The sequence below is a fragment of the Tenacibaculum sp. Bg11-29 genome, assembly GCF_002836595.1.
Lineage (GTDB): Bacteria > Bacteroidota > Bacteroidia > Flavobacteriales > Flavobacteriaceae > Polaribacter.
The window spans coordinates 3053377-3071312 of record NZ_PJBB01000003.1 but is presented as its reverse complement, the minus strand read 5'-3'; the positions used below and the strand labels follow the sequence as shown (position 1 = coordinate 3071312).

18 protein-coding genes are annotated in these 17936 nt (G+C 29.1%); 6 read left to right on the top strand and 12 right to left on the bottom strand.

The window, feature by feature from the left end:
* Positions 1-23 precede the first annotated feature (23 nt).
* From CXF68_RS14060 to CXF68_RS14040, 5 genes are read right to left on the bottom strand one after another with little or no spacing between them, the layout of a single operon-like run.
* Positions 24-638: a YigZ family protein gene (locus CXF68_RS14060; protein WP_101045704.1), complete on the bottom strand. Its 615-nt coding sequence runs from the start codon at positions 636-638 to the stop codon at positions 24-26.
* Positions 638-1489: an EamA/RhaT family transporter gene (locus CXF68_RS14055; protein WP_369800513.1), complete on the bottom strand. Its 852-nt coding sequence runs from the start codon at positions 1487-1489 to the stop codon at positions 638-640. The genes CXF68_RS14060 and CXF68_RS14055 overlap by 1 nt, the downstream gene beginning before the upstream one ends.
* A 13-nt stretch (positions 1490-1502) precedes the next feature.
* A complete protein-coding gene (locus tag CXF68_RS14050) occupies positions 1503-2111 on the bottom strand; it encodes an HAD-IA family hydrolase (RefSeq protein ID WP_101045700.1) in 609 nt (202 codons plus the stop codon).
* Positions 2104-3174 (bottom strand): bifunctional diaminohydroxyphosphoribosylaminopyrimidine deaminase/5-amino-6-(5-phosphoribosylamino)uracil reductase RibD, encoded by a 1071-nt coding sequence (gene ribD, locus CXF68_RS14045; protein WP_101045698.1) that lies wholly within the window; start codon positions 3172-3174, stop codon positions 2104-2106. The genes CXF68_RS14050 and ribD overlap by 8 nt, the downstream gene beginning before the upstream one ends.
* A gap of 5 nt (positions 3175-3179) precedes the next feature.
* Complete coding sequence (locus CXF68_RS14040) at positions 3180-3641, bottom strand: LEA type 2 family protein (protein WP_101045697.1); 462 nt, start codon at positions 3639-3641, stop codon at positions 3180-3182.
* A gap of 50 nt (positions 3642-3691) precedes the next feature.
* Between CXF68_RS14040 and CXF68_RS14035 the strand changes: the two genes are divergently transcribed.
* From CXF68_RS14035 to prmC, 4 genes are read left to right on the top strand one after another with little or no spacing between them, the layout of a single operon-like run.
* A complete protein-coding gene (locus CXF68_RS14035; protein WP_101045695.1) occupies positions 3692-4183 on the top strand; it encodes a GNAT family N-acetyltransferase in 492 nt (163 codons plus the stop codon).
* Positions 4158-4760: a YIP1 family protein gene (locus CXF68_RS21210; RefSeq protein WP_101045693.1), complete on the top strand. Its 603-nt coding sequence runs from the start codon at positions 4158-4160 to the stop codon at positions 4758-4760. The genes CXF68_RS14035 and CXF68_RS21210 overlap by 26 nt, the downstream gene beginning before the upstream one ends.
* 30 nt (positions 4761-4790) lie before the next feature.
* Positions 4791-5270: a hypothetical protein gene (locus CXF68_RS14025; protein ID WP_157821937.1), complete on the top strand. Its 480-nt coding sequence runs from the start codon at positions 4791-4793 to the stop codon at positions 5268-5270.
* A 4-nt stretch (positions 5271-5274) separates the two neighbouring features.
* Entirely contained in the window at positions 5275-6192 is a 918-nt protein-coding gene (gene prmC, locus CXF68_RS14020; RefSeq protein WP_101047543.1) for a peptide chain release factor N(5)-glutamine methyltransferase, read from the top strand.
* A 128-nt stretch (positions 6193-6320) separates the two neighbouring features.
* On the opposite strand, the gene CXF68_RS14015 is transcribed toward prmC, so the two are convergent.
* From CXF68_RS14015 to CXF68_RS13990, 6 genes are all read right to left on the bottom strand, one after another.
* Complete coding sequence (locus CXF68_RS14015; protein ID WP_101045689.1) at positions 6321-8012, bottom strand: FAD-dependent oxidoreductase; 1692 nt, start codon at positions 8010-8012, stop codon at positions 6321-6323.
* A gap of 77 nt (positions 8013-8089) precedes the next feature.
* A complete protein-coding gene (locus CXF68_RS14010; protein WP_101045687.1) occupies positions 8090-9340 on the bottom strand; it encodes a peroxidase, FMP-type in 1251 nt (416 codons plus the stop codon).
* Positions 9341-10257: 917 nt separating this feature from the next.
* A complete protein-coding gene (locus CXF68_RS14005; RefSeq protein ID WP_101045685.1) occupies positions 10258-10746 on the bottom strand; it encodes a cupin domain-containing protein in 489 nt (162 codons plus the stop codon).
* 331 nt (positions 10747-11077) lie between these two features.
* Entirely contained in the window at positions 11078-12580 is a 1503-nt protein-coding gene (locus CXF68_RS14000; protein WP_101045683.1) for a tyrosinase family protein, read from the bottom strand.
* Positions 12581-12633: 53 nt separating this feature from the next.
* Positions 12634-13062 (bottom strand): hypothetical protein, encoded by a 429-nt coding sequence (locus CXF68_RS13995; protein ID WP_101045681.1) that lies wholly within the window; start codon positions 13060-13062, stop codon positions 12634-12636.
* A 17-nt stretch (positions 13063-13079) separates the two neighbouring features.
* The gene (locus CXF68_RS13990; protein ID WP_232771661.1) at positions 13080-14018 is read right to left on the bottom strand and encodes a multicopper oxidase domain-containing protein; all 939 of its coding nucleotides are present in this window, start codon (positions 14016-14018) and stop codon (positions 13080-13082) included.
* A gap of 864 nt (positions 14019-14882) precedes the next feature.
* Between CXF68_RS13990 and CXF68_RS13985 the strand changes: the two genes are divergently transcribed.
* Both CXF68_RS13985 and CXF68_RS13980 read left to right on the top strand, forming a co-directional pair.
* Positions 14883-15446, top strand: a complete 564-nt coding sequence (locus CXF68_RS13985) for a DUF3575 domain-containing protein (RefSeq protein ID WP_101045679.1) — start codon at positions 14883-14885, stop codon at positions 15444-15446.
* Positions 15447-15719: 273 nt separating this feature from the next.
* Entirely contained in the window at positions 15720-16511 is a 792-nt protein-coding gene (locus tag CXF68_RS13980; RefSeq protein WP_101047539.1) for a penicillin-binding transpeptidase domain-containing protein, read from the top strand.
* A 404-nt stretch (positions 16512-16915) separates the two neighbouring features.
* On the opposite strand, the gene CXF68_RS13975 is transcribed toward CXF68_RS13980, so the two are convergent.
* Positions 16916-17842, bottom strand: coding sequence for an NAD(P)/FAD-dependent oxidoreductase (locus CXF68_RS13975; protein ID WP_157821935.1), 927 nt, complete (start codon positions 17840-17842; stop codon positions 16916-16918).
* Between the last annotated feature and the right edge of the window lie 94 nt (positions 17843-17936).

The following is a 17936-nucleotide window of genomic DNA, read 5'->3' as shown; positions in this document are numbered from 1 at the left end:
TTACCATATTTAAACAGTAGTATTTACCCAACCTCTTTAATATCAACCTTAAAAAGGTTGTCAAAAATATCAAATATTGTTTGTGCATCTTTTTTACGAACTGCAATAGTGTATTGGCAATCCATTTCTAATTTTTGTGCAATAATATTTAAGTTTCGCTCTTTTACAACACGCTGTACTTTATTCATCATATCGTAACCAAAAGATAAAACATATTCAACATCAATTGTTTTCTCTTTAATTTCAGATGCTTCTAAAGCATATTGGGCAGAAGTACGATAGGCGTTTATTAATCCTCCTACCCCTAGTTTTGTACCGCCAAAATAACGCACAGAAACGATTAAAACATTGGTAACATCAAAAGCTTGTATTTGTCCGTAAATAGGCATTCCAGCAGAATTACTAGGCTCACCATCGTCATTTGCTCGAAATCGAATTTTATCGGTACCAAATTGCCATGCATAACAAAAATGACGGGCAGAATGGTGTTTCTTTTTTAAACCTTCTATAGCTTCTTTAACTTCTTCTTCTGTAAATACAGGAAAAGCATAACCAAAAAATTTACTATTTCTGTCTTTAAACAATGTTTCCTCAGAAGGAACATCAATTGTTTTATATGTGTCTTTTATTTCACTCATTATGCCGAAGCTACTAATAAAATACTAATTATTGCTAAACCTATACCAATCCAATTCTTTTTAATCAATTTTTCCTTAAATAATAGCAGTGCAAAAACAGTAGTTAAAATAACAACAGATACGTTGTTAATAGTAAATAATGTTGAGCTTTCTAAGCCTTCTGTTTGTAATGCTTTTAATAAAAATTCCATTGAATAATAATTCGGAATTCCCAAAGCGATTCCCCCTACAACATTCTTCCATTCAAAATTAATCTTTCCTTTAATTATTTGAATTACCATAAATGATAATCCAAAAACAAAAGCACATCCGAAAATAGTAGCTAAAAACATAGGAACAGTTTCATTAGAAACATAGGTAGTCTCTACATATTTCAAGCCTGTATCAATACAACCAGACCCTAAAAATAATAACAATGGAAATAGTAAATTTTTTAATTTAACAGGCGTAACATCACTCTTTGCTGATGATAAATACACTGCGACTAACGCCATTAAAATCCCACTAATTTTCACAAACCCAACACTTTCATTATATACAATAATTCCAAAAATAATCGGAATAACAACCGACATTTTCCCTGCAACTGAAGCTACTGAAAGTCCGTTTCTTTGTGCTGTAATACCCATTACATTAAATATAGTAATGAATAAAAAGCCTAAGCAAAAAGCGCCAAAAAACCAAGGTTGTTTCGGAACTTCTACAATACTTAAAGATATATTAGATGTAAATAAACCAAAAGATAGTGCTATAGCATAGTTTATAACAATGGCCTGTGAAGTGTTAATTTTAAAAACATCAAAAAATTTAAAAATTACAAATAGTAAACTTGAAACTAAAACACTTAACATCAAGTAAACCATGTTAAAACTCTTTTCTATTTAATAAACTAACTACATCTTCTTTTCCTGGAACTAAATTCCACACGTGTATATCTAATGCTTTTGCAGCATCAGTATTTTCTTTTAAATCATCAACAAAAATTGTTTCAGAAGCTTTTAAATTATTTTCACTCAATACAAATTCATAAATATTTGTATTTGGTTTTCTAAAATTTATTTCATGAGATAAATAAAATTGCTCAAAACAGTTTTTAAATTCACCATATAAATCAGCTCCCCAATTATTCTGAATCCATGAAATGTGTAAATCGTTAGTATTACTTAATAAAAACAACCTGTAATTACCTGAAGCAGCTAATTCTTTTAAAAATTTTAATCGGTGCTTTGGGAAATCTAATAAAATAGCGTTCCAAGCATTTATTAAGTCTTCACTACTTAATTGCGGAAACTTAGTTTTATAAAAACCTACAAACTCATCAGTAGTAATTAAACCCATTTCATATTTATAATAGGTTTCGATCATGTCTTGAGAAACATTTGTTACTCCTAACTTCGCTAATTCTTTATAAGTTGCTTCTTTATCTAAATTGATGAAAATATCACCAAAATCGAAAATAATATTCTTAATCATTTATATATGTTTTTAATACATCTCCCTCGATGTTTTCTTCCTTTTCTAATTTACCTTTTAAAATAGGCCCTACTACTCCACTACCAAACACTATTTTACCTACAAAAATTTTAGCTTCATCCCATAAATTAGCATCTACAAATGTTTGTAATGTTTGCGTACCCCCTTCAATAATTACTGATTGAATGCTATGTTTTTGTAATACTTCGCAAATTTGTTCCGCTACGCGGGATGAAAAATCTATTTGCTCAAAAATTAGTTCTCGACTATGCTCAAACTGAGAATCATTTATTGTTGATTCTTCACTATTATTTCTTTTTTCAGTTATAACAATTGTCTTTACACTTTTATCAAAAACAGTTGCATTTCCTGGAATTCGTTCGTTTTTATCTAATACTATTCTAATAGGATTATTACCAGTCCAATTACGAACTGTTAATGAAGGATTATCTGCAATTACAGTATTTGTACCTACTAAAATTGCATGTTCTTCACTTCGCCATTTATGAACTAATTGTTGTGAATATTTATTCGAAATCCAAACAGGTTTTTGTTCATCCTTTGTTATCGGAGCTACATATCCATCAGTAGTTTCTGCCCATTTAAGTATAATATAAGGGCGTTTTTTATTTTGAACCGTAAAAAAACGTTTATGATGTTTTTTACATTCATTTTCAAGAATCCCCACTACTACGTTTATTCCTGCTTTTTTTAAACGTTCAATTCCTTTACCAGCAACCAAACTATTTGTATCTACACAACCAATTACAACGTTTGGTATATTATTCTTTACAATTAAATCGGCACATGGTGGTGTTTTACCAAAATGTGAGCAAGGTTCTAATGTTACATAAATTGTTGCTTGCTTTAATAACTCTTTATCTTTTACTGAATTTATAGCATTTACTTCTGCATGACTACCACCGTAAGGATTCGTATAACCTTCTCCTATAATTTTATTGTCGTATAAAACAACAGCTCCTACAGAAGGGTTCGGACGCGCAGTTCCAATACCATTACTAGCTAATTCTAAACAGCGTTTTATATATTTTTCGTGGTTCAAAAGAATTATAATTTAATTTTAATATCTTCAGTTTTATCAATAGCATACACATCAGAAAACCCTAAAACCTTATATTTTAAATCTCCTTTAAATTGAACTTTAACACTTTTATTTAATATTGAGTTAATTAAACCTCCTAAAAATCCATTTTTATTATTACCAAATATTTTATTCGCAGGTATTGAAACTTTTAAAGGAATACTAAATTCTTTACGAGCAGGAACCTTAAATTCTTCTGACGAAACTTGAGCAACTTCCACTCCATTTACAATTACCTTAATTTCATCTGTAGCTAATTTACCTCCAATATCATTCGGATTTTTAAAAAATGCATTTGCTTTTAACTGAATAGTATCTAATGCTACAGATATAATTTTAACATCATCAACTTTTATAAATATTGGCTTCTTTTTTACAGAACAGCTAACAATAAATAACACAGCGATAAAAAACATTAAATTCTTCATATAGATTCTTATTTTTTAGGTAATTTGCGGTACAAAAATAAGGTATTCCTATGACTACTTCTGATTTTATTATTCGAGAAATAAAACCTAGTGATAATGAGCAACTAGCACAGGTTATAAGAACTGTTCTTATTGAATTTGGTGCTCCTAAAGTTGGTACTGCTTATGAAGATAAAGCTACTGACGAAATGTTTGAAACTTACCAAGAAGAAAACACTGCTTATTTTGTAATAGAGCACCTAAACAAAGTAGTTGGCGGTGTTGGTTTTGCTGAATTAAATAGTTTTGAAGGCAAAATTTGTGAACTTCAAAAAATGTATTTCTTACCTATTACGAGAGGAAAAGGACTGGGAAGTAAATTAATTAATTTCTGTTTATCTAAAGCAAAAGAACAAGGTTATAAGCAGTGTTATTTAGAAACCATGCCTTACATGGATGCTGCACGAGCTTTGTATGCTAAAAATGGATTCATAAACTTAGATAAACCAATGGGAAACACAGGGCATTACTCTTGTAATGTTTGGATGCTTAAAGATTTGTAGAAATAAAAAAGCTATGATGATACCAATATTACTATTATTTAATATTAAGAAAGGCTTAATCAAGTTTGAAGAAAAATATATTGATGAGCTTTACAGAGAAAGTTTTATTACATCTGTTTTTTATGGAATAATTCTTTCGTTTCAACAAGATTTATTCAATAAGACTGAAAATTTAATTCTCAATATTTTTCTGTTTATAATCAGTATCTGTTTATTACTTTTATTAGCTATTTTGTTTAGTTACTTTACATATAAAATGATTGTTTTTTTTAAAGGTGAAATTTACTATGAAGAAACATTTTCTTTACTTGTTTATTCTTATTTCCCTATGTTTCTACTTTCTTTATTGATGTTTTTTTTGAAAAACCCCGATTTAGAACATTTTGATTTTAACACGATTCATTTTAGAAATTTAATAACTATTTTGATTAGTTTTATTTCTTTTAGAATATTATTTAAAGGTTTGAAAAGAATATGTAAAATTAGCTTTGTAAAAACAGTTATAGTTACGCTACCTATTTTATTAATACCTACTATTTTTTTTATTTATATAATATATTTATATAGTTTTAATTAAAAAGGGATGATTTTATTTAAAAACAAGATTATGAAAAAATTTATTTTCAGTTTCTTCTGTTTTATACTTCTACAAAAACCAACGTACAATCCTTTTGATAATCAATTTAAGATTGAAGAATCTTATTTCAAAAAAGATAAACTAGATACTATCTGGGATACTTGTGGGTATTATGCTTTAGTTAAGAAAGAAAAAAGATATACTGTTGAATATATTTATCTTTCTGATGATTTTTTAGCTAAAGGTTTTTCTTTCAATCTTGATACTCTAAAATTAAATAGTAAATATTCTCTTAAAAAGAGAGACTCAATTAGTAGTATTTCTTTTAACCCTGAAAATTTAAATATTGCGTTGAAAAAATTCAACTATAAATTTCATAAACAAATTCGTAATCATGTATTACTTATTAATTTAAAAAATAACCAAATAGATACTTCTGTAATTTATTCAAACAGCACTGATTATATTAATTTCTATAGAAAATTAAGTTACTATAATGAAAAGCCCTAAATTTATGACACTCAAAAACTACAAAATATATTTCACAGAGCAATTATCATCAATTTATCCTCAAACAGAAATAGATACTTTTTTCTATTATTTAATTGAGGAGTATATCGATTTACAACGAATTGATTTAATAATGCAGCCTGATTTTGAAATAAATTTTGAAAAGGAATTGCTTTTTAATAACGCTATAAAAAGACTTCAAAAAGAAGAACCAATACAATATATTATAGGAAATACTGAATTCTATGGTTTACCTTTCTTAGTTGATGAAAATACTTTAATCCCAAGACCTGAAACAGAAGAATTAGTAGAATGGATTATAAACGAAGTTAATTCTGAAGTTAAAATAAACATCCTTGATATCGGAACAGGAACTGGTTGTATTCCTATTTCACTGAAAAAAAAATTACAAAATGCAACTGTTTCAGCAGTTGATGTTTCTATAAATGCTTTAAAAAAGGCAACGGAAAATGCAACATTAAACAGTGTTGAAATTAATTTTATTGAACAAGACATTTTAAAAACAACTAGTTTAAACGTTATTGCGAGTAAAACGAAGCTGTTTTCTATAGAAAAAGAGAGTACTTCGTTGAAAATTCCTCGTAATGACCTGAAATTTGATATAATTGTTTCAAATCCACCTTATGTTAGAGAATTAGAAAAAGCTGAAATAAAAAATAATGTTTTAGAAAACGAACCACATTTAGCGTTGTTTGTTGAGGATAATAATCCGCTTATCTTTTATGATAAAATTGCTGACTTAGCAAAAAATCATCTTACTAAAGATGGATATTTATTCTTTGAAATCAATCAATACTTAGGAAAAGAGACTGTTGATATGTTAAAGAAAAAAGGGTTTACAAATATTGAATTACGTAAAGATTTTTCGGGTAACGATCGAATGATTAAAGCTTCATTATAAGTATTTAATCAAATCACTCTTCTACTCAATTTAAATAGAAAAAAAACATAAAACCTTCTCAAAATGAGAAGATTTTATGTTTTTACTTCAATTTACATAATAAATTGACAACCAACTTGTGATATTTTTTACTCTGTAGGAGGAACCAAAATACAAGCTGAATGATTTTCTGTAATAGATTCTAATCCGTAATTATACTTTAACATTTTTTCAGAAGATCGAAGTGAACCATTTACCCATCCTTGCATGTCAGACCAAGTTTCATTACAGGTAAAAATATCTTCATTATGTAATGGTTTTGTCATTCGAGAAATAACTTCTCTATCGTTAGTATTAAGCCCCCATTGATGATACGCATGAGGGAAATCATTTTCCCCGTCCCATGAGCGATAACTTGTTAATACAGGTTCAGGTACATAATGTGTGTTAAACAAACTTTTAATTTGTTTTATGGCTTCTACTACTACTTTTTTTGAAGCAGGAAATAGGGTTTGTGGTTTTTTAGAATGTTCTTTTTGCAAAGGGCTGTCAAATTTCTCACCTACATTTTGTAATCCTTGCCAGAAAATAGTATTCGTAAAATCACAATAAATAGTTAATGCTGCTGGCTTACCTTTATTTGGAGCTCCAGGTTCTGTTTGTACCGTATAAAAAGGATAAATAGAATTAATAGGTAAATCAGCAAATGAAGGACCTGCTAATACTAAAGGTTGCCCTGTAGAACCGTCTGCCCACCAAGGTCTATCAAAATAAAGATTGATTTTTAGCAAACTCATAGGTTGAATAGAATTAATATCTTTCCAAAATGTTCTTGAATTTTTATTAATATTCATCAATGGAGAGGCTGCAAATAACAAAGACATCGCTTTACTTGGAATTGCAAGAATAACTTGTTTGGCATCCATAATAGATGTCTTAGTATCTTGTTCAAAAACGTATGCTGAATTACCTTTTTCAGCGATACTTAAATTTACTTTATAAGTTCCTTTTTTACCATTAACCGTATTTACATTGATTCCTGTATGAATCACACCTCCTAGCTTGGTTACTTCATCTTCTAGTTTACGTATTAAGGAACTGAACCCACGTTTTAAAGTGAAATATTGTGGGTTTTCTGGGAAGTCTTCCAAAATTTGCCAAGCTGCACCAGCATTTGGTAATCCTTGAAAAGGACCACGAAAACCAAGTACTTCGGTTAACATCATAAGACATTCTTCTGAATATCCCATGCTTCTTATTAAACCACCAAGTTGCCATTTATAAAGAGGAATTCCAGCCCACTTAAAATCAAGCCTAAATGTTTGCCAAAACTCAGGAGTAGGTTTTGTTGGTACATTTTCGATTCCATTTACATTAAGAATTCTTTGATAAATTACCCCTAAAATTGCACCAGGACTTTGATTTTGTTCTGCAGGTTCGAGGTCATATAATTCACCCCAAATAGCATTATTATTCTCTTCAGATTCAGCGACTGTAAAACTATGGCCTCTAAAAAAATACCTATTGGTTGTCATTGGAAAGTAAACCGCATCTTTACATAATCCAAGCGCAGTGAAAAGCGACATCAATTCGGTCATTGAATCTTCAAAACGCATTCCTCCTTCCTCTTCTTTTACTATAGATTTTTTAGTATCATAAGGATCTTTAATAGCAACCAAATCGGAGTCGAGCCTACCACCTGTACGGTTTAAACGATCAAGAATAACAACCTTTCTTTTGCTATCTTGTTGAAGAAGTCTATAAGCAGTATATAAACCTGAAACACCTGCCCCTACAATTAACACATCTGTATTAGTTGTAAGTATTGAATCTGTTTTCATAAGTAATATTGTTTAAATTATTTGTGATTGTTAGTGTAGCCATTTGAATTGCTACATATTTTTGAATTAAGTTATCCTTATCCACGACGAGAATGTCCCATTGGGCAAACTACAGAACCAGTTTCTTTACTTACTTCATCCGGAGCATCCATTGGTAGCTCAATCGATTTAAAACGCTTGTTTAGCGGAATGTCCTTTTCGCGTCGTAACGTATTAACTTGAATATGCGGCCACAACGTCGTGCCTCCAGTTGAACCAAACATAAACTCAAAATCTACAATTTGCTCATATTGTAGTTGCTCAATAATATTCCCTGTTTCTTCGTCAACAATCTCTTCTAACCACATACGATAACGCATTCTAGTTACTTTACAATAACGATCAATCATTACGTTATTTATTGTACCACCTTGAAGACCTGTCTCATGAAACGTATCTAACTCGATCATATCATATTTCTTAAACTCCAATCCTTCGTTAGCATCACTCAACTTCAAATTTGGCTGAACTGTAAATGGAAACTTAGCACCAAAATCATCATAATTAAAAATACTTTCAAAATAAGCACGTCCACTATTAACACCACCATCTTCTTGCTCTTCACGAGGTAACTCAGTCCATGCTGGCTTCTCGCGAGATCCTTGAATTAAATCTTTCTCGGGGTTAATACCCATACTTGGCGATACTGCCAGATATTGTTGTTCCCAAAGATTTGCTATATGAGGAGCACTATCTTTTCCCGACTCTTTTATATTACCCGTCAAATGAATGGTTGTACCATGTGGAATTACACCTGATCGCGAAATTTGATATGGAGGTACATACTGTGGTCCAAGTTCGCCAGGTCCCATTACAGGCTCACCACCATCAGTTTCTATCGATTCTTCATCGGATGTATGCTTAAACATCGTTGGCGGGTTTTGATACGGACTATCAGAACGCCAAGGCATCTCGTGGTCGCCCAGCCAGAGGTACATACCATTTTCAAAATGTTGAAGACCTCCTTCATTATCTACGATTGCTGTTTCATATTTAACGGCAGCATTAAACTGCTCATTCGATCCTGCACGGTTACGAACTGGTGCGTTCACCTTTGTGAACTTCAGCTGCTCTCTATATTCCTGAGATTTAAAATGGAAAACACCAAAGATAGTCTCTGAAGATGTTCCTGGTGAAGGCATAGGAGTGGTATGTAACCCAGTAGGGCCACCCTTCCAATTAACCCATGTACCATGGAGTTTAGATAAAATACCGAACTGTGAATCTGTTGGAAGCCCTTCCTCCCATTCTTTATAAGGTTTCACTGATGATTTTTGTGGATTTTTCATTTTGTTAGTTGTTAGTTTATAACTGGTTACTTTATAATAATTAATTTATTTTGTTCATTTGTTGTAATAAAATACGCCTCTGAAAATTATGTTCAGATTATATCCATTTTCGGAAATTCAGTAATAACTACACTTAAATCTTCGAATGATTTTCATGAGTTTTCTTTATGTAATTTCACGAAAAAGCAAGTTGAGTTGTCCTTAATACATTAAAAATCAACTCATAATATTACCGTTCACTTTATGAACTAAAGTTAAAATTTGAAAACAGAAGAAGTAAAAAAAATGTCACGAACGTATGATTTTCCATTGTGAGCGAGTAATAATTTAGATATGAAAGTTTGACTTTATTTCATAATGCAACTTTTGTAGAATTGTTTACGTAACATTTTAGTCATTAATGGAATGGTGTTATAGCACGAAGGACTGTGCAATGGTTACGTAAGTATCTAATTCTGTTACTTACTAATAACTGATCCTGTTATTTTATAGTTAAACGATCTTCTGTTTGTTTTTCTACAGGTTCTAGAAAACTTGTTTTAGAAATGTAAGATGTTCCCAATATGGTATTTTGGTCTATTTTCTATTACCAAAAGGCATTAAAATGGGAAATTTTACTTTTATAATTCGATTATTCCTTTTTATAAAAAAACATATTGCTCACAATTATATAATTCTAACTCATTTCCGTTAACAAGCTTTTTTTATTTTGACCTCCATCAATAACCTGCGAACAGTACACAATTTTGATGCATTGTACCAAAAATAGAGTATGTTATTTACTCATTTTTATTTATTATAAATGATTGTAATGTTCTCAGAAATAAAGTTAAAACTTCAATCTAAGAACATTTACATATTGTTTTCACCTTATTAAGATATGTGAAAGATTTGAATTATTAATTTTTACATTATAATTAATAAACTATTTCTTTTTTATCAACCTCAATCTTTTCATAAGGAATAATCGGATTATCAGGTTTGCTATTAACAGCAGCAAGTTTAATATTGTCTGGGAGCAAACTTATAACTTCACTCAAGGTAAGAATATCGAAATCTTTTTTATCAAATGTAAGGTCAATTTCAAAATCTTCATTTCCTGTATTCATAAAGTAATGAAAATAACCTTGTTGTAAAAACACACTATCACCTTCTTTTAATGGATAGGTAGTCGGGATTGCTGTCCCTGGATTTCCTGGATATTTTGTATTGGGAGCTATGATGGTAACAGTTCCTTCACCTTTTATACACGTGGTAATTTCATTTGAATTTGGGTGCCAGTGTGGTGTAAGTAAATGGTTAGAAGGTATTTTAAAATCAGGATTAGGTTTCATTACGTATCGATAAGGTGCTGTGGTACCTTCTGGAGCTTTGTTTACAAATTTAAGTTTGGTTGATGTTTTCATGATATAAATCTTGAGTTAGTGATTAAATTGTTTTAATGTTGTTTTTATTATAAGAAAGAATACTTTTTCATCTATAGAATACTTTTAATTTGGCTTAGGAAGAAAATGTGAAGACCTGAATTTTAGTAAAAAAAAACTTTCTTATGCTTGATGATTTAATGATTCTCTACTGAGGTAATTAGTTGATTAAAATAATTTTAAGCGCGAAATGTTTAATGTCTACAATTGAATAGTTATAACCTTATTCATAATAATTTATTGACATGTATATTTGAAAGCAACACTTTTAAGAAGTACCGCTTTTAAATATAAAACTACCGTTTACACTTGTTTAATTAAATTTAATCATACTAATATTTTCTAATGTTACTTTTGCTTCTCCAATACCATTCTTTTTAATAATAATTTCAAAGTTTTTATTAGAATCCTTCAAATCATCTGAAATATAATAAGAGAAATTAAGTTTAACTCCATTTTCCCCAATCGTATGGTTTTCCCCTGTTCCATGATCGTGAGCAACACCAAAGAAAGTCATCGTTCCAAGGTATTCATCCTTTTGATTTGGATAACGAAGATGGACGGTGTAGTAATCACTAGGTTCTTTATAAACGACAACGTTTAAACTTAAAAAGATAAATGATTTTTTTTCTGATTTAAAATTCTTAGTTACTCTTTTAGATATTTTTTTAGTTACCTTATGTTTAAATGCATTACTACCAATAGTTTTTCCTATTTTTTGTTTCCAAATTATTTTATGAGTTGAGTCTTGAAATGAAACATTTTTATTTACAGAAGGCTTAATAGAAGCCAAAACAGGAGACTCTGATGTATATAATAAGTTATTATAACGATAACCTAAATTAAATACTATATCATACATTTCTTTAATAGTATATGTTATTTCTTTTCCATTTGGCTCAATAAAATTGTATTCCCAAGGACTTGCTTCTAATTGCGCTAAAGTTGGACGTTGTTCTAAATGATTTACCTCCCAAGATTCCCAAATACGATCTATCATACTATGATGTAACCAAAATACAGAATCAAAACCAGCAGAAGGCACATTAGCCATTAATCCAGGAAAATCTTTTTTCTGGTAAATTTGATTATAAAATGTTTCTTTGGGATTCGCATACTCTCCACCAATTAAATCATGCATGTAACCATGAGGAGATTTTTCCAATTCAGGACTGAATCCAAAATATTCTTTTTCACCATCTTCATTAGTTCTTTCTCTTAAAAAAATAGGCGAATTTATTATTTCTCTTAGTGTTCTTTTTATGTTTTTTAAATTGGTGGGAGGTATAGGTTCACCGTTATTAAGAACACTGTATCTAGCCGCCTCATATAAATACCCTTTTGGGTCTCTGATTTTTTGAGGCATTATATTTTCATCTAAAATATTACTTCCATAATTCCAATAAGGTAAAGCAAAATCTTTTTTACCAGATAACTCTCTAATAATTTTTTCAAAATGCCAAATGTACATTCTGTGCCATAGAAGAAAATGCAACTTAGCACTTATACCGCTTTTATGAGTACAATCTCCCCATGCAAATAATTTGTCCTTACTCGTTTGATATTGAGAACAAAGATTATTTTTTCCTTTAATTTCACTAGGAATATTATGTATTGCCCCTTGGTAATACCATGCTAAACCATTCTCGCAGTCCATTTCTCGCATTTTTTTGAAAGCTACATTCATAGCTTCTAAATCGGCTTGAGCTTCTGGAGTACTAGCATTTAACCGGACGTATTTTGCATTGTTTTCATTTTGACTATAGCATAGACTAGTAACCAAAAATATAGATAATAAAAGAATAACGTTTTTCATTTTTGTTAGTTTGTTAGTTTGTTAGTTTGTTAGTGGTGAATATGTACTTTTTATTAGAGTATTTCAACTTCAAAAGTGAGAATTTCAGAATGGTTTGGGTTTTCTTTATCATAAATTTTAAACTTAACCACTCCTACTCCTCTTGTATTCACAGGAAGAACATGAATTGCTATAAACCCTTGTTGATCGGGGTTCAGTTTCTTAAAGAATGATCCTTTAGGAATTCCTATTTGACAAGCTCCATATTGACACATAGAACAGTCCCATTCTTTTGGAAAAGAATTCGATATCGTTTCCCATACCAGATATATTGGTTTGTTAGAAATGTTTTCTACTTTAATTTTAGAAATCTCTAAACGTTTTTCTTTCGATAAACTTTCTTTATTTATGGCATTACCTACAACTGAGAAAGTAGGTTCGCTTTGTGCCAACATAAAAGAAAATGGCAAAAGAATAATGAGGTGGAATAATATTTTTTTCATAATTATTTGTTTAAATATTAATAAAATACATTAATGTTTGCTTTATGTTTAACTTCTTTATTTATTGGATCTATATACCGATAAACAATATGATCTCTTTTATCCATATCTTTAAGAGAAACAGATAATTCTACACATTCTCCTTTATTTAACATCACTTTAAAATATTTTATAGATTTGATTAAATTAGCAGACTTACCAAAAATAAGTTGTGGATTCATTTTTAATGGAAATTCTATTTCATGGTGATACAATCCTGCATTAACTAAACGAACAAGTAAAGTGGTATTATTTTTCCTGTTCTTTAAAGGTTGCAATCCTTTTAGCTTTTTTGCTCTTTTACCATTAATTAAAAAATAGTTAGGTAGATAATCAGGGAGTATAATTTGTTCATTTATTTCATTATGTTCTACATTCATGATTGCATCAGTATGCCATTCAGTATCTATTTCATTACTACACCATAATACTTCATTATTTGTTTTTTTATTCAAATAATCACTTTTTTTATCACGAATAATAATGGTTCCAAACATACCTGCCTGAATGTTAAATGGATAATTTTCAGGACTATAATAAAAGTAAGTTCCAGGTTTTTTAGCTGTAAAAGAATAAAAACCATGCTCCATATGATCAATTACCTCCTGGTTTGGTAGTTGTTCTTTGTTCTCATTATATTGTAAAAAGGTTATATTATTACAGGTTAATGAAACTGGATTTCCTTGTGAAATATTCCAGAGATCAATATTTATACTATCATTAACTACGACATCAATACATGGGCCTGGTAATAAAATTTGCCCAGAAAGAGAATTGCTAAACCCAAAAACTCTTAATCCCATATTTTTTTTAATAAAAAGGTTACCTGTTGTTCTTCCTATAATTAATTTATCATTTTGGGAAAAAATGGTATTACTAATGAGTAAAAAAGAAAATATAAGTATGATTTTATTCATTTTTTTTTGTTTCAAAACTATATTTATTTAAATTCATTTATTCTTTTAGCTAAAAACTGAATTCAGTCATTAATCACAATTCACAAGATTCATAAAACCCTATAAAACAAAACATTAATATATCTTTGTTTCTGTAATAAGCCTCAAAAAAAACTCATCACACTATCTTCAAGTTCTTTGAAATAAAATTACTATTAGTATATCAGAGAAGTAAAAAAAATGTCATGAACGTTCTTTTTTCTGTTGTTAATGGGCTCAATTTAGATATGAATGTTTGACTTTATTTCATAATGCAAATTTGTGGACTATTTAACCAAGACTTAATATGAAATTTTATTAATATAGATTCAACTTTTAATTATCACGTTAGAAAAAAATTTGTTATTATTTATACCTAAATAGTTTAATACGATTGATTAAATGGAGGTAATGACTAAGGAATATATTTTGTTCCTAATAGCTCAGAGCTATTGAATAATCAGCTTGTAGGCAAAAATGTAAAACAGCTAATTGTTTGCATAACATTTTTGTTAATAACTGGGTATTGAAGTACTTGGTTCTTCTAATGGTTATAGGTTTCTTAATATTTGAATCTTACACGTAGCTTTTAGTCCCTAACTCAAGTGCTTTACAAAAATGTAGAATATTGAATTACATAAAAAAAATTCAGGTAATAACAGAATGATTAAAGCTACTGCATAAGTAATTTCATTGTGTTTGTTAATAATCTGTAAATAACCTTTATCATTAAGTAATCTACAGGCTTTCATTTGATTCTGAATATTATGTACAGAAGCTTTTGTTAAATCGAAGTGTTTAGAAAATTTTATTTATATTCGCGGCCACAAAAAAAAATCGTAAAAAATGAAAACAAAAACAGTAATATTTTTATTATTTATTTCTACATTTTTAAATGCTCAGAAAAATAAAGAATTCTCTCAATACTTAAATAAAAAAAATGAAATAAAAATTAACCTGGTTAACTTAATTGATTCTAAATTTATTGATATTTCTTATGAATATTTAATTAATGAAAAATCTTCAATTGGAATAGAGACTTTGTTTAATTTTAATTCAAGAAATAAAGATATTTCTAAATTAAATAATCTCACAAAATTCTCTTTAACGCCTTACTATAGACGTTATTTTTCAAAAAAATATGCTAGAGGTTTTTTTATCGAAGGGTTCAGTGTATTAAAATCATATGAACATTATTCTTTTAATGAGACCGAACATCATCCTTATAAGTATATAATTAGAGATAAAATAGAGTTTAGTTTAGGTTTATCTATTGGAGCTAAGTTTGTAATAAAAGAAAAATTTGTTGCTGATATTTTTTTAGGAGTTGGTAAGAATTTTATAAATTATAATGATTACTATTTTAAAGATATTGGTAGAGGCGGTATTTCTTTGGGTTATAGATTTTAAGCTAATATTGACTTAAAAATATTTTTATGGCATTGGAGTTATCTTCTTAGATATTTCTCTCATTTTATTTATACCTGACAAAACTGATTAATAAATGTTAATGGGCTAAACTAAAAAGAGGGTAATAGATATTTTGTGCCATTTTTGAAGTAAAGCCAATATAATATTATTTGGTTTTACCTTAATAAGAATTGAGTTATCTTATAAATTATACTTTATTATAATTAATCTAAAATTGCTATGATTTTAATAAAAATGAAAATAAACAAGAAAATGAAAATAATAATATTATTAATAATATCATCTACCTCTATTTTTGGTCAAGTAAAAATAAGTAAAGAATTTGCTTCATATAATATTAAAGGAAGCACAACTATTTATGATCTTAAAAATGATAGATACTATTACAGTGATAGTCTTGATGCTAATAAAAGAACGTTGCCTGCTTCTACTTTTAAAATAATAAACTCTTGTATAGCTCTAGAAGAAGGAGCTATAAAAGATGAAAATGAGGTGTTTAAATGGGATGGGGAAATAAAATATTTTAACGGAAAGGTTATTGACACTTGGAATACTGATACAAATCTTAAAAGTGCGTTTAAAAATTCTACAATTTGGTTTTATGAAGAACTTGCTAAAAAAATTGGAAAAAATAGGTATAAAAATTATCTGAAAAAATGTAAGTATGGTAATCTAGATTTATCAGAAAAAGGAGTAGATTTTTGGAATTATGGTAACCTAGGAATCTCTCCTAAAAATCAAATCAAATTATTAAAATCTTTATATAAAGAGGAACTACCTTTTTCTAAAAGCACTTATACTATTGTAAAAAAAATAATGATTTCTCATGAAATGGACAACTATATAATAAGAAGCAAAACAGGTTGGGCTAACACTAGTAAACAAAGTATAGGATGGTGGATTGGATATGTAGAAAAGAAAAATAACACATACTTTTTTGCAACAAGACTAATCAAAGATGTAAAAGAACATAATCCAAAATTTTCTTCTCTTAGAAAAGAAATAACCAAATCAATGTTAAAACATATTAAAGCAATTGAATGAAAAGGGTTTTAAAAACGTACTTCATTTAATCCTGCTGTAGCATTAATTATGTTCTTTTAAATATTCTTAAATTTAGGGTTTCAAAAATTACTTTATGTACAAAGGACCATCGATATTCAAAGATAGTTACTGAGCAAGTAGTATCATAGAAACACATTCCTTCCTTGTACAAGGAAGGAATTTTACATAAATATACAGTCATTAATTTTTTTTCTCCAGTAATAAATTGAGCTAAGAAGAACAATATTCCTAATAATCATATTTGTTGATAATATTTAAAGCTACTCTATATAAAGGATTCTTATCTATGTTCATTTTATTGGGTGCTCATAGGGTTTGAATTTACCAAGTACTAGCCTAAGAAAAGGATAAACTGCATTAGTATTTTTGTATGCTGCAAAAAATTAGCTTACCCAACGTTCTCCAATAATCTCTTGAGTAATCATTTCAGCGACGTAAGATCCTTCTGAGGCTGAGCCAATAACTCCTGTAAAATTGTTTTTTGCATCTCCCACTATATAGACTCCATCCACTTTTGACTTCCCCCATTCATTTGTTAAGTATGTTCCACCCCAATCTCCAAATTCAACTCCTAATTTTGCTGGAATATCTGTTGATTGCTTTTCTCCAGTACTAAATAAAAACCCTCCTGTTCTTTTAATACTATTTCCATCAGCAAGTTTAATTTCTTTTAGATTTCCATTTTCAGAAATTAATTTTAATATTTCTTGTTCAACAACTTTAATGTTGTTCTTTTTTAAATTTTCTTTCTCTTCATTTCTTATAGGTTTTTTACCATTAGTAAAAATAATTAAATCGTCTGTCCAATTACTTATAGTTTTAGCAAAGTGTCCAACACCTTCATCTTTTCCAAATAAAGCAAGAGGTTCGTTCCGTCTTTCCCATCCATCACAAAAAGGACATGGAAATACCGTTTTTCCGTATACTTTTTCAATTCCAATTAATCCAAGTTTAGACAAATCATCTTTATAACCAGTAGCAAAAACAATTCGCTTTGTTTGATACTCTGTACCATCATTAGTTTTTACTTTAAATCCTATTTCTGTTTTATCTACTTGTTTTACAACATCCATTTTATAATTTACTGTAACATACTGCTCTAATTGTTTTTTAGCAACTTGAAGAAATTCGCTTGGATGAAAACCATCACGAGTGAGAAAACCATGCGAGGCTTGTGTCACAAGATTTCTAGGTTTTTCCTCATTTACTATTACAGTATTCATAAGCGCTCTTCCAAAGACTAATGCTGCATTCATTCCAGCTGGGCCACCTCCAACTACTAAAACATCTAAGTTTTTATTTTTTGTCATATTCTTTTTATTTTGACTACAACTTTCAATTGCAGTCGTTGGTATTAGCGAAAATAATATTGCGAATTGTGAGTTTATTTTTATAAATTTCCTG